The following is a 12,712-nucleotide window of genomic DNA, read 5'->3' as shown; positions in this document are numbered from 1 at the left end:
TAAATTGATTAATGAAAACCATTTTTCAACATATAAAAGGAGATAGGGCTATATGGGCAATTGTTGCTGTATTGGCTATATTTTCATTTATGCCAATATATAGTGCAAGTACCAATTTAGTTTATGTGGTTGGTAATGGGTCTACTTTTGGGCATTTAGTAAAGCATATAGTATTATTAATTACTGGTTTTGCTGTAATTTATGGGGTGCATAGAATTCCTTATAGATACTTTAGTGGGGGTGCTGTTTTAATGATACCTGTAGTAATTTTGTTGCTGGTGTTTACGTTGGCGCAAGGAAAAGTTATTGGAGGGGCAAATGCAAGTCGGTGGATTCGGATTCCGTTTGTTGGTATTGGTTTTCAAACCTCTACATTAGCGGGCTTGGTGTTAATGGTTTACGTTTCTAGGTATTTAGCAAAAAATAAAGAAAAAGTAATTGTATTTAAAGAGAGTTTGTTGCAGTTGTGGTTGCCAGTAGGTTTGGTATTGGTTTTAGTGCTTCCTGCAAATTTTTCGACAACAGCTATTGTTTTTTCAATGATATTGTTGTTAACTTATATAGGAGGATATCCGTTAAAGTATATAGGTTACATAGTTAGTATGGGGCTGTTTTCTTTGTTGTTTTTTATATTAGTAGCAAAAGCTTTTCCAGATGCAATGCCTAATCGTGTAAATACTTGGCAGAGTAGAATTGAAGGCTTCTCTAGGCCAGAAGGAAAAGAAAATTACCAAGTCGAAAAAGCTAAAATAGCGATAGCTACGGGTGGAGTGATAGGTAAAGGTCCTGGTAAAAGTGTACAGAAAAATTTTTTACCACAATCTTCGTCAGATTTTATTTATGCAATTATTGTAGAAGAATATGGATTTGTGGGAGCTGTAGTGGTTATGTTTATTTATTTTTTATTGTTACTTCGGATTTTAATTACAGCAAAAAAAGCAACTACAGTTTTTGCGACATTAATGGTTGTAGGAGTTGGGGTTCCGATTGTTTTTCAAGCGATGATTAATATGGCGGTAGCAGTAAATATATTACCAGTAACAGGGCAAACACTTCCGTTAATTAGTAGTGGAGGTACTTCTATTTGGATGACTTGTTTTGCGTTGGGAATGATATTAAGTGTAAGTGCCTCTAAGAATGAAACTGAAGAAACAATTTTAGATGATAATCCTTTAGATATTTTACATGAAACAATCGATTAACATTATTATAAGTGGAGGTGGAACGGGAGGACATATATATCCTGCAATTGCAATTGCAAATGAAGTAAAGTTGCGGTATCCGGAAGCTAACATTTTGTTTGTGGGAGCGAGTGATAAGATGGAGATGGAAAAAGTGCCACAAGCAGGGTATGATATTAAAGGATTATGGATATCAGGGATTCAAAGAAAACTTACTTTTAATAACCTATTATTTCCTTTTAAGTTATTAAGTAGTTTATGGAGTGCTTATAGAATTATTAAAAAGTTTAAACCAAATATTGTTGTTGGTACTGGTGGTTTTGCTAGTGGACCTACACTTATGGTTGCTAGTGGAAAAGGTATTCCGACAGTAATACAAGAGCAGAATTCATATCCAGGGATTACGAATAAATTACTAAGTAAAAAAGCAAGTAAAATATGTGTAGCTTATGATAATTTAGAGCGTTTTTTTCCTGAAGATAAAATTATAAAAACAGGAAACCCTATTCGGCAAGATTTGTTACTTGTTCATGCTAAAAAAGAAGAAGGTGGAACGTTTTTTGAGTTAGATAAAACAAAAAAAACAATTTTGGTTTTAGGAGGAAGTTTAGGTGCTCGAAAAATTAATCAATTAATTGAAGCAAATCTGACGTTTTTTAAAGAGCAAGGAGTTCAATTAATTTGGCAATGCGGTAAGTTGTATTTTGAGGAATATAAAAAATATAATGAAGTTGATAATGTGCAAGTGCATCAATTTTTAAATAGAATGGATTTAGCTTATGCGGCAACAGATTTTGTTGTTTCGAGAGCAGGCGCAAGTTCTGTTTCAGAATTGTGTGTAGTTGGGAAGCCAACAATTTTTATACCCTCGCCTAATGTAGCTGAAGATCATCAAACTAAAAATGCAAAATCTATAGTAGATAAACATGGGGCAATTTTAGTTAAAGAAAATGAACTAGAAACTTTTCCTATTGTAGTTGAAACATTATTAAAAGATAAGGGAAAACAGCAAAGTTTAAGTGAGTGTATAAATGAATTAGCGTTGCCAAATGCAACGAATGATATAGTTAACGAAATAGAAAAATTAATAGGTTAGTGAATTTTAAAACGATACATAGCGTTTATTTTATTGGAGTTGGGGGTATTGGTATGAGTGCTATTGCTCGTTATTTTTCTATAAACGGAAAAAAAGTTTTTGGTTACGATAAAACACCAAGCCCAATAACAAAAGGTTTAGAAGATATTGGGGTGGAAATTCATTTTAATGATGCCGTTAAAAATATACCTATTTCGTGTTTAAATAAGGAGAAAACATTGGTAGTGTACACTCCAGCAATTCCAAGTGATCATAAAGAGCTAAATTATTTTATAAATAATGAGTTTACGCTTTTAAAAAGAGCTGATGTTTTAGGTGAAATAACTAAAAACACTTTCTGTTTGGCTGTTGCGGGAACTCATGGTAAAACGACAACTTCATCAATTTTAGGGCATATTATGCAGCCTCATAAAGCAACTTCTTTTTTAGGAGGAATTGCAGAGAACTATAATTCTAATTTGATATTAGGGGAGGATAAAGTATCGGTTGTTGAGGCAGATGAATTTGATAGATCTTTTTTAAAGTTGTCACCAAATATTGCATGCGTTATCTCTATGGATGCAGACCATTTAGATATTTACGGTGAAAATGAAATATTGCAGCAAACGTTTAGAGATTTTTCGAATATGGTTTCTGATACTTTAATTGTAGCAAAAGGATTGCCATTAGAAGGATTGACTTACGCAGTAAATGAATCAGCAGATTATGAAGCGCATAATGTTAGGGTTGGTAAAGGGAAGTATGTTTTTGATGTAAAAACTCCAACGGCTGAAATAAAAAATATAGAGTTTAATTTGCCAGGAAAGCATAATATGATGAATGCTTTAGTGGCATTAGCAATGGCAGATGTTTATGGTGTTTCATTGAATGATATAAAAGTTCAATTGAAAACTTTTATAGGAGTTAAACGTAGATTTTCATATAAAATTAGAACAGATGATGTTGTGTTAATTGATGATTATGCACATCATCCAACAGAAATAAGTGCCGTCTCAGATTCAATACGTGAAATGTACCCGAATGAGAAAGTGTTGGCAGTTTTTCAACCGCATTTATATAGTAGAACAAAAGATTTTGCTGACGATTTTGCAAAAGCACTTTCAAAATTTGATGAAGTTTTATTGTTGGATATTTATCCAGCAAGAGAGTTATCTATAGAAGGGGTTACATCTTCTTGGTTGTTAGAAAAAGTAAATTTAGTAAATAAAAAATTAATATCTAAAGAGAAATTAAGTGACGAAATTTTAAAATCTGAGTCAAAAATAGTAGCGATGTTAGGGGCCGGAGATATTGGATTGTTAGTAGATGAAGTAAAGATTAATTTAGAAAATAAATTTAAAATATAGAAATGAAAAAAGTAGCTACATATTTGTTTTTTTTCTTGCTGTTAATCTTTTTGAGCTTTTTATATAGCTTCACAACTGATAGAAATGGTGTAAGAAAGGTAGAAGAAACGGTAGTTGAGTTTGAAGCTGGAGATAATAACTTTTTGACGCACAGTATAGTTGATAAATTGTTAATACAAAATAAAGAATTTGTTAAAAATCAACCAAAAAGAGTAGTAAATTTACACTTTTTAGAGACAAATGTTTCGGCGAACCCATATGTTGAAAAAGCAGTCGTTTTTTTAAACGTAAATGGGGTGTTAAAAACGGTGATAAAACAGCGTAAACCAATAGCGCGTATTGTTGATAAGAGTAAATCTTATTATATTGATAAATACGGAATAGAAATTCCGTTATCAGTAAATTTTTCAGCAAGAGTGCCATTAGTTTCAGGTATAAAGGAGTCTGAAGATATCAACGAACTAATAAAGCTAATAAAAGTAATTGAAAGCAATGATTTTTTAGTAAAAGAAGTTATTGCAATTCAAAAAAATGCTCAAAACGAATATGTTTTTACTGTTCGTAGCGGGTCGTATAAAATTATTTTTGGAAAGCTTGAAAATGAAAATGAGAAAATAAAAAAACTTATTGCATTTTATAATAAAGCATTGGTAGATAAAACGATTAAAAATTATAAGACAATAAATGTAAAATACCACAACCAAGTTGTGTGCACAAAACAAAGTCTAAATGGAGAACAATAAAATAGCAGTAGGTTTAGATATTGGTACAACAAAAATTGTTGCCATGATTGGTCGTAAGAACGAGTACGATAAATTAGAGGTTTTAGGTATTGGTAAAGCCAAAAGTTTAGGTGTAAAAAGAGGTGTGGTAAATAACATTACGCAAACAATTAAATCTATACAACAAGCCATTGATGAAGCAGAAAGTGTTTCTGGACAGAAAATAGAAAATGTAGTTGTTGGTATTGCAGGACAACATATTAGAAGTTTACATCATAGTGATTATATTACAAGAGAAAAATCAGATGAAGTAATTAATGATGATGATATTGAAAGTTTAGTAGGTCAAGTTCATAAATTAGTAATGCTTCCTGGTGAAGAAATTATTCATGTATTACCACAAGACTATAAAGTAGATAGCCAATCGGAAATTAAAGAGCCGATAGGGATGTATGGTGGGCGATTAGAAGCTAATTTTCATGTAGTGGTTGGTCAAGTTTCGTCTATTAGAAATATTGGTAGATGTGTAAAAAGTGCAGGGTTAAGTTTATCAGACATTACTTTAGAGCCATTAGCATCAGCATCAGCAGTATTAAGTCAAGAAGAAAAAGAAGCAGGAGTCGCTTTGATTGATATCGGTGGTGGTACTACTGATTTAGCAATATTTAAAGACGGTATTATTCGTCATACAGCAGTAATTCCTTTTGGAGGAAATGTAATTACTGAAGATATTAAAGAAGGGTGTTCAATAATTGAAAAACAAGCGGAATTATTAAAAGTTAAGTTCGGATCTGCATGGCCAGGAGAAAATAAAGAAACAGAAATAGTTTCAATACCTGGGTTAAGAGGAAGAGAGCCTAAAGAAATTACGCTTAAAAATTTATCAAAAATAATTCATGCTAGAGTTCAAGAAATTATTGAGCATGTATACTTAGAAATAAAAAATTACGGACACGAAACACAAAAAGGAAAGTTAATTGCTGGTATTGTTTTAACAGGAGGAGGATCTCAGTTAAAGCATTTACGTCAGTTAGTAGAATATATTACTGGAATGGACGTTCGTATTGGGTATCCTAATGAGCATTTAGCAGGTGATTCTGATGAAGTCTTATCAAGTCCTTCGTATGCAACAGCAGTAGGGTTATTGATGGAAGGTTTGCAAAAGAATTCTTATGAGAATGAAAAGGTAGAAATTATAGATGAAGATGTAAGAGTTAAGGATAAAGAAATTATTGAAACGGTATTCGAATCAGAAGAAGTTTTAAATGAAAACAAGCACGTTACAAAAGATAAGTCTAAATCTATTTTCGAAAAATTTACAGAAAGATTCAAAGAGTTTTTAGACAACGCTGAATAAATAAATATAAATAGACATTCTTTTTTTTGTCCCCTAAAAATAGGAATGTTAGTGAATAAGAATAAAAAAAAATAGGAGTATGAGCACAGAGTTAAACAACATTTCATTCGACATGCCAAAAACAAAATCGAATGCGATTAAGGTGATTGGAGTTGGTGGGGGAGGTAGCAACGCAGTAAATCACATGTTTAGTCAGCAAATTCACGGAGTGGATTTTGTAATTTGTAATACAGATGCACAAGCACTTGAAAATAGTCCGATTCCTAATAAGATTCAATTAGGGGCGCACTTAACATCAGGTTTAGGAGCAGGAGCAAATCCAGAGGTTGGTGCACAAGCAGCAGCTGAAAGTATACAAGAAATTCAGCAAATGTTAAGTACACATACCAAAATGGTGTTTATCACTGCAGGTATGGGAGGTGGTACAGGTACTGGTGCTGCACCTATTATTGCTAAAATAGCAAAAGATATGGACGTTTTAACGGTTGGTATCGTTACAATGCCATTTCAGTTTGAAGGAAGAATGCGTACCAAGCAGGCTCAAAACGGAATAGATGAATTACGTAAAAACGTAGATTCACTTATTGTTATAAATAATAACAAGTTAAGAGAAGTTTATGGGAACTTAGGTTTTAAAGCTGGGTTTTCTAAAGCTGATGAAGTTTTAGCTACAGCAGCAAAAGGTATTGCAGAGGTAATAACACATCACTATAAGCAAAATATAGATTTACATGATGCTAAAACAGTACTTTCTAATAGTGGAACTGCAATTATGGGGTCTGCTAAAGAAACAGGTGTAGATCGTGCTAAGAACGCTATTGTAAAAGCATTAGATTCTCCGTTATTAAACGATAATAAAATTACAGGAGCTAAAAACGTATTATTATTAATCGTTTCTGGTGTTAACGAAGTAACTTTAGATGAAATCGGAGAGATTAATGATTACATTCAAGATGAAGCAGGTTATGATGCAAACATCATCATGGGAGTTGGTGAAGATGAATCATTAGAAGATGGTATCGCAGTAACAATTGTTGCTACAGGTTTTACAGCTGATCAACAAGGAACTATTACAAATACTGAAGTAAAAAAAATTGTTCACACTTTAGAAGACGAACAAAAGGCAACGTATAATTTTGGTGAACAAAAAGTTCAAGTTGCACCAACAATAAACGAACCTCTTTCAGTACCAACAGCACCAATAAAAGTTGTTCATGTATTAGAAGAAGAAGTTAAAGAGCCTAGATTAGGTTTAATTCCAACTACAGAAATTTTAAAAAACGTAAATGTAGTATATGATGAGATTGCTGTTGAAACAATTTCTGAAGACGATTTTATAATCACTAATATTACTGAGCAAAAAATAGTTCAAAAAGAAGTAAAACAGCAACCAATTCAACAAGATTTATTGTTTGATTTACCTGTGAATTCTTATGAAGAAATAACGCCAGTTAACGAAGTTCCTGAAACTACGAATGAAATAAAAAATATTAATGTAACAGCTGAAGAAATTAAACCTCAAGTACGTGAAGTTGAAAAGCGTTATGTATTAGAAGATTTTAATGCACAACCAACTATTGGAAAGAGTTCTACGCCTGTTATAAAAGAAGAGGTTGAAGAGGCGTTACAGTTTGAAGTAAAAACAAAAACTGAAGATGATAGTAATAATATTGAAGCTTCAGGTGAAGAGGTTTCTCCTTTAAGTATTACGATTTCTGAGTTACAGAAGAGAACGCAAGAAAGACGTGATAAAATGAAAGGTTTTAATTATAAATTCAACGATCAAGTAAGTAAAAATATTGATGAGATTGAACGTCAACCAGCATATAAACGATTAGGGGTAGATATTAATACAGATTCAGAAATAAGTAAATCAGATACTGCTTTAAATACAGATAATAACGATTTATTACGTTCAAACAATTCATTTTTACATGATAATGTAGATTAATAAAAAAGTAATAAAAATTTTAAAATTCCCGATTCGTCGGGAATTTTTTCATAAAACAACTATAACTATGAGTTTGCAAAAACAAGTAATTGATAAGATGAAAGAAGCTATGAAGTCGAAAGATAAAGTAGCTTTAACCGCTCTTAGAGCATTAAAGTCTGCTTTTATGTTGGCAAATACCGAAACAAGTTCTGGAGATACTTCTGAAGCAGATGAGTTAAAGATTGTTCAAAAGCAAGTAAAGCAACGAAAAGATAGTGCAGTTATTTTCTCTGAGCAAGGAAGAGACGATTTAGCTGCACCTGAATTAGCAGAAGCTGCTATTTTAGAACAGTTTTTACCAGAAGCTTTATCTAATGAAGAGATTGAGAAAGTAGTAAAAGAAGTTATTGCTAAAGTAGGTGCTTCGGGTATGAAAGATATGGGTAAAGTTATGGGTATGGTATCTAAAGAATTGGCAGGACAGGCTGATGGAAAAACCATTTCAAACATTGTTAAGCAAACTTTAGCTTAAAATAATATTGGCCTCGTAGTTCAACTGGATAGAATATCAGATTTCGGCTCTGATGGTTGGGGGTTCGAATCCCTTCGAGGTCACTAGGTTTTATTATTTACTTTAATTTATTGCGTCTATTTTTTAATTTATTACATTAATTGAGGTAGAGAACGCCCCAGGTAACTACCCAGTTAAAAGTACTGGGAAGTTTAGTGTTAAGAAAGACTACAACTGTATTGATGGAACTTGTGCTTTTTATATACAAATATTTCATAATGGTAAAAGAAAAAGAATACCGTTAGGTATTAATGTTAAGCTGTCTAGTTTTGATGAAAAAAGGAATTAATTAAAGGGGGAAGTGAAATAGCTAAAGATTACAATTTAATTATAGGCAAAAAACTAGCTGATATTAATAAAATATCCGCGAGCTATCGGTAGAGTGAGACATATTTAAGTCTTGAGAAACTTATAGAAGAACTTACAAAACCAACTTCAAAATCTGATTTTATTCTATAACTAAGAATTAAAAAAACAAAAAGGATTAATAAAAGATAGTACTTATAACAAAAAAAGTCAACGCTAAAAAAAATAAGGAATACAAGTAACAAATTTTTTTCAAGAAATTAATGTTGATTTTATTAATTATTTTAAAATTTAGTCAAAAAAAAATTTAAAGAATCAAGATATTACTTTGGAAACCTTATTAAAGAAGTTCCTTAACATAGCTTATTCAAAAGGTATTAAAACCCCTTTGAATCCTAAAGATTTAAAAATTATAGGCAACTAGTGATATTAAAAAATATTTAACTTTTCACGTATCTAGGTTTTCTTTTGCTACAAAATTATTTAATAAAAGGAGGAGGAGTTGAGAATTTACAAAAACCTTTAGCTCATTCTAGTATTATGATACTATGGTTTTTTTCTCAGTAAAGAAAAGCCCATACCTCCCTCAAATATAAAAAGAAGAAATACGGTTCGGCAGCGGAATCGCACCTTTTTTTTAAAAAAAACTATTGTTTAATCTGTTTATTATTAGTGTTTTATTTCTTGTTTTGAATATGTTTTATCTTTATTTAATAAAGATAAGTTTATGAATATTATTATAAGGTAAATCAATTGATTTTATATACATTTTTTCAGTGTCGATTTCTAATATTTTATATTTAAGGTTATATAGTTTAATAGTTAAGATACTATCGTTAATCGTATAATTCGATTCTATATTATTAACAGGGCTTTCAAGTTTAACATCAAGGTCTGCTAATTTAGTATCTATAGGACTACTTTCTAAACGCCAACGATGATTTTCTTCAAACACCCAAAAAGTATTAAGTAAACCGAAGCTTGGTTTTATTCGCTTATTATTTTCTAACTTCCAAATAGAATCGAGTTGCCATCTACCAATTATATTTAATTGTGCCATTTCCGTATATGGAACTCTTATAATATTATTTTTAATCTGTTTATTGGTTTCCTTGCAAGAAGAGAAAGCGTAGAGTAAACAAATAATAGCAATATTGATTATATAATTCTTTAATAACATTTAGTACTTCTTAGTTTTTATATTTCAGGTATTTGTTCTTCGCTGTCTTGTCCTGAAATACGGCTACAGGTTAAAATTGATTTTACGCTGATAATTTGTATACCATATTTGGTGTTTTATAGTCTAAAGATAAATGTAATTTTACTTCATTGTATAAATTAATTGCACTTTTTGCAGCCCTCTTTTACATGTGCTACGTTTTCAAAGGTTTAATCGAGATAAAATTCGTCTTTTAATATTCCGTTTACGATTTCTTCCATCGCATTTTCGTAGCAATTATTTTCTTCAGTCATACTAATATCTATCTTTTTATTTTAAGTATTTGTGTATAAATATTGCTAGAATACTGTATTTCTCTGTCTGAATGATGAATGAGCTGTTTAATATTCTTATTAAGTATTCTCACGCCCCCTTTTAAATCTAAACTGTCACTAAGATAATAACCTACTATTTTCCTAGAATACTAAAGCTAAATAATAAAACTCTTTTATGGTTCTAATACATGTGATATCAGGTGCACAAATTTGATTAGGTCTACTAATTTTTATGTTTTTGTACTTGTAAAAACGATGATACGAATTTGTGGTTCTGGCACTATTTTTCTTTGTAAGAGTAAGCACGTTATGTTTTCTTAGCACTTTAAATAACGTGCCTCTGTCACTTTAATATTAACAAACTCTTTATCTAGACATCGAATAAGTTTACGCACACCTTCTCTAGGAAGGTATTTGCGTCTTTTTCTAACAATATTTATAATCTGTTGTGATAGGGTTAAGCGTTTATCAACTCTTTTTTTATGCTTGTAATAAGCATTATGTTTAAGTCCAAAACAATTAGATATGGTAGTTAAAGAAGCAAACCTCTTAGCTTTTTATTTAGCTTTAATTAAGGCTTTATACTTAACTTTTTTTTAGTAGTAGTTTTTTAAGTTGCTCCACCTCTTTTTGAAGTGTTTATTTCTAGATATTTCGTCTTTAGTTTCCTGTTTCACTCTGGTGTTCATTAAGTCTTTACGATTGTGTTTTTTAATCCACATGTTTACTGTTGTAGCTGCAATAGAGTAGAGTTTGCAAAGTTCACTTTCTGTGTGTTTACTGATAGTAAGTTCAGCTAAAATTTTTAATTTAAAAGGTTCACTGTAGCGTCTAATTACTTTGTCATTTCTGTACATAATGTTTAAAATTATACAGCCTTATTTCAGGACGAGTCATATCTAAAATTAAATTTATGAATAGGGTAATAGGTTTTTTGCTATTTCTAAAATTTCAGCTATATCATAAGTGGTACAATAAGGTAATTGAAACAGATTTATTAAAGCTCTAGTATTTTTATTTGATTATGTTGTAGTTCAATTTTAAATTGTTTTTCTAAAGCTTTTAATAAACTAGAAATAACAACTCTAGAAGTATGCAAATCGTTTGCTATTTGTAAAAGGGAACTACAATGATTACTCTTTTTTAAGCATGAATAAATGTTTATTCATGCTTAAAAAAAATTACAAATTTATGTTTTGAATATATAATTTATAACTACTTTTAGTATCAGCTATTTAACCTTATTAGTAGCCATTAAAAAAATATGAAAAATCAGTATTTATGAGTTTATTTTTAGTAAAAGCAGCTAAACGATTAGGGTCTGATAAAGAGATTATGGATTCTTATTGGGCTTATCATGAGCGGGAACAAAATTGGTTTTTCTCTCCTAATCCACAGCTAGAAGGAGCAGCATCAAAACCTCACAGTCTTCCAAGTAGTGATTCTTGGAAAAAGAAAACTTCAGAAGAAAGAAAAAAAGTATGGAATAGGTTATCTCTTAAACAAAGAATGACTATTTCGACTTTAGCAGGTTTTGGTTATGAAGGAAGAGGTATTAATTTGGATAGTTCTACTCACTATTCAAAACTACAAGAAGCTTTTGTAAGTGGATGGAGAAGTGATTTGTATAGTGTTTTTTGGAGTGATGCTAGTGATGGAAAACGTTGGTTGTGTAATGTTTTTGTGGGAGATGCAATTTATTTGCATAATCGTAAAAATTTTACTTCTGGAAATAATCACTATTATGACCCATCACAAATTTATATGGGCAAATCTTCTTTAAGAAAACGAAATAGTTATAAAGATGTAGAAGCTGGAGATATTTGTGTTTTTGGAACAGGTCATGTAGAAATTATTACAAGTATACAAAAAAACTTGATTGCTGATGATGGATTTTGTTCTATCGGAGCTGGTCGAGGAGGAAATAGAAGTAATATGGGGCTTATTAAATGTGACTCATTTTTTTCTTTTGGGAAAAGAGAATTAGATAATGATAATCACACTTACTTTCATGTTTAAGTTTATTATAGATATATAGAAAGTAGTTAAAAAATAGCATTATAATAACATGAAAAAGAATATTAAATTTCATCTAATAACTACTATAACCAATAGTATCTTAATTTTATTTTTATTGAAATTTCACGAATATATTATAGATACATTTATTGATAACTTATTTTTTATAAGAGTCGAGGAAAATTTCTATTTAATATATCTAACGTCTCTCTTTCTATTTTCTTGGTTGTTTACTTTTACGATATATAAGTTTAAAAATTATAGAAAACATTTTATTATTTTTTTCTTTTCATTATTGACTTTTCTATTATTGCTTATTATCTATGATGTATTTAATGGTTATCAAAATAATATTGAATATTATGATAGTTTATTAGATTACTGCCTAAAAAAAAGCAACTATATTTTATTTAAAGAGAAAACTTTAATTGCTGCTATTCTAATTTCACTTTTAGTTTATGTTAGTCAAACCTTAATTGGAAAAAGATTACTGCCAAAAATGTATAAATAATATTAAAACTATCGTTTGTCTAAAAATATTTTTTACTTCAAGTTAAATGAATCTACGAGATTTTACATATCATAGATTTTAAAACCTGTGAGGTATTCATAACCATTGATTTGTCTTTTTTTTTAAAAAACTACAAATTTATAATATAATAACTATAGCTACTTTTAGTTTTAATG

General features: G+C 30.3%; 11 protein-coding genes and 1 tRNA gene. 10 read left to right on the top strand and 2 right to left on the bottom strand.

What is annotated here, in order from left to right:
- Window positions 1-11 precede the first annotated feature (11 nt).
- From CXF68_RS00820 to CXF68_RS21150, 9 genes are all read left to right on the top strand, one after another.
- Entirely contained in the window at window positions 12-1,202 is a 1,191-nt protein-coding gene (locus CXF68_RS00820) for an FtsW/RodA/SpoVE family cell cycle protein (RefSeq protein ID WP_101042469.1), read from the top strand.
- On the top strand, window positions 1,186-2,277 hold the full coding sequence (murG, locus tag CXF68_RS00815; protein WP_101042468.1) for an undecaprenyldiphospho-muramoylpentapeptide beta-N-acetylglucosaminyltransferase: 1,092 nt from the start codon (window positions 1,186-1,188) through the stop codon (window positions 2,275-2,277). Before CXF68_RS00820 ends, murG begins: the two co-directional genes overlap by 17 nt.
- On the top strand, window positions 2,277-3,623 hold the full coding sequence (gene murC / locus CXF68_RS00810; protein WP_101042467.1) for a UDP-N-acetylmuramate--L-alanine ligase: 1,347 nt from the start codon (window positions 2,277-2,279) through the stop codon (window positions 3,621-3,623). The genes murG and murC overlap by 1 nt, the downstream gene beginning before the upstream one ends.
- Before the next feature lie 2 nt (window positions 3,624-3,625).
- On the top strand, window positions 3,626-4,366 hold the full coding sequence (locus tag CXF68_RS00805; RefSeq protein ID WP_101042466.1) for a cell division protein FtsQ/DivIB: 741 nt from the start codon (window positions 3,626-3,628) through the stop codon (window positions 4,364-4,366).
- Complete coding sequence (gene ftsA, locus CXF68_RS00800) at window positions 4,353-5,702, top strand: cell division protein FtsA (RefSeq protein WP_101042465.1); 1,350 nt, start codon at window positions 4,353-4,355, stop codon at window positions 5,700-5,702. Before CXF68_RS00805 ends, ftsA begins: the two co-directional genes overlap by 14 nt.
- 79 nt (window positions 5,703-5,781) lie before the next feature.
- Window positions 5,782-7,653, top strand: coding sequence for a cell division protein FtsZ (gene ftsZ / locus CXF68_RS00795; RefSeq protein WP_101042464.1), 1,872 nt, complete (start codon window positions 5,782-5,784; stop codon window positions 7,651-7,653).
- 67 nt (window positions 7,654-7,720) lie between these two features.
- Complete coding sequence (locus CXF68_RS00790) at window positions 7,721-8,167, top strand: GatB/YqeY domain-containing protein (RefSeq protein WP_101042463.1); 447 nt, start codon at window positions 7,721-7,723, stop codon at window positions 8,165-8,167.
- A gap of 9 nt (window positions 8,168-8,176) precedes the next feature.
- Window positions 8,177-8,250 (top strand) — tRNA-Arg (locus CXF68_RS00785).
- 47 nt (window positions 8,251-8,297) lie between these two features.
- A complete protein-coding gene (locus CXF68_RS21150) occupies window positions 8,298-8,495 on the top strand; it encodes an Arm DNA-binding domain-containing protein (protein ID WP_157822031.1) in 198 nt (65 codons plus the stop codon).
- 723 nt (window positions 8,496-9,218) lie between these two features.
- Here CXF68_RS21150 and CXF68_RS00780 read toward each other — a convergent pair.
- Window positions 9,219-9,692 (bottom strand): hypothetical protein, encoded by a 474-nt coding sequence (locus tag CXF68_RS00780; RefSeq protein WP_157821827.1) that lies wholly within the window; start codon window positions 9,690-9,692, stop codon window positions 9,219-9,221.
- 910 nt (window positions 9,693-10,602) lie between these two features.
- The gene (locus tag CXF68_RS00775; protein ID WP_232771590.1) at window positions 10,603-10,863 is read right to left on the bottom strand and encodes a transposase; all 261 of its coding nucleotides are present in this window, start codon (window positions 10,861-10,863) and stop codon (window positions 10,603-10,605) included.
- 424 nt (window positions 10,864-11,287) lie between these two features.
- Between CXF68_RS00775 and CXF68_RS00765 the strand changes: the two genes are divergently transcribed.
- Complete coding sequence (locus tag CXF68_RS00765; protein WP_101042461.1) at window positions 11,288-12,025, top strand: hypothetical protein; 738 nt, start codon at window positions 11,288-11,290, stop codon at window positions 12,023-12,025.
- The last annotated feature ends 687 nt before the right edge of the window (window positions 12,026-12,712 follow it).

The organism is Tenacibaculum sp. Bg11-29 (genome assembly GCF_002836595.1).
Taxonomy (GTDB): Bacteria; Bacteroidota; Bacteroidia; order Flavobacteriales; family Flavobacteriaceae; genus Polaribacter.
The sequence above is the reverse complement of the archived record's forward strand: the minus strand, read 5'-3'. Positions and strand labels throughout refer to the sequence as shown.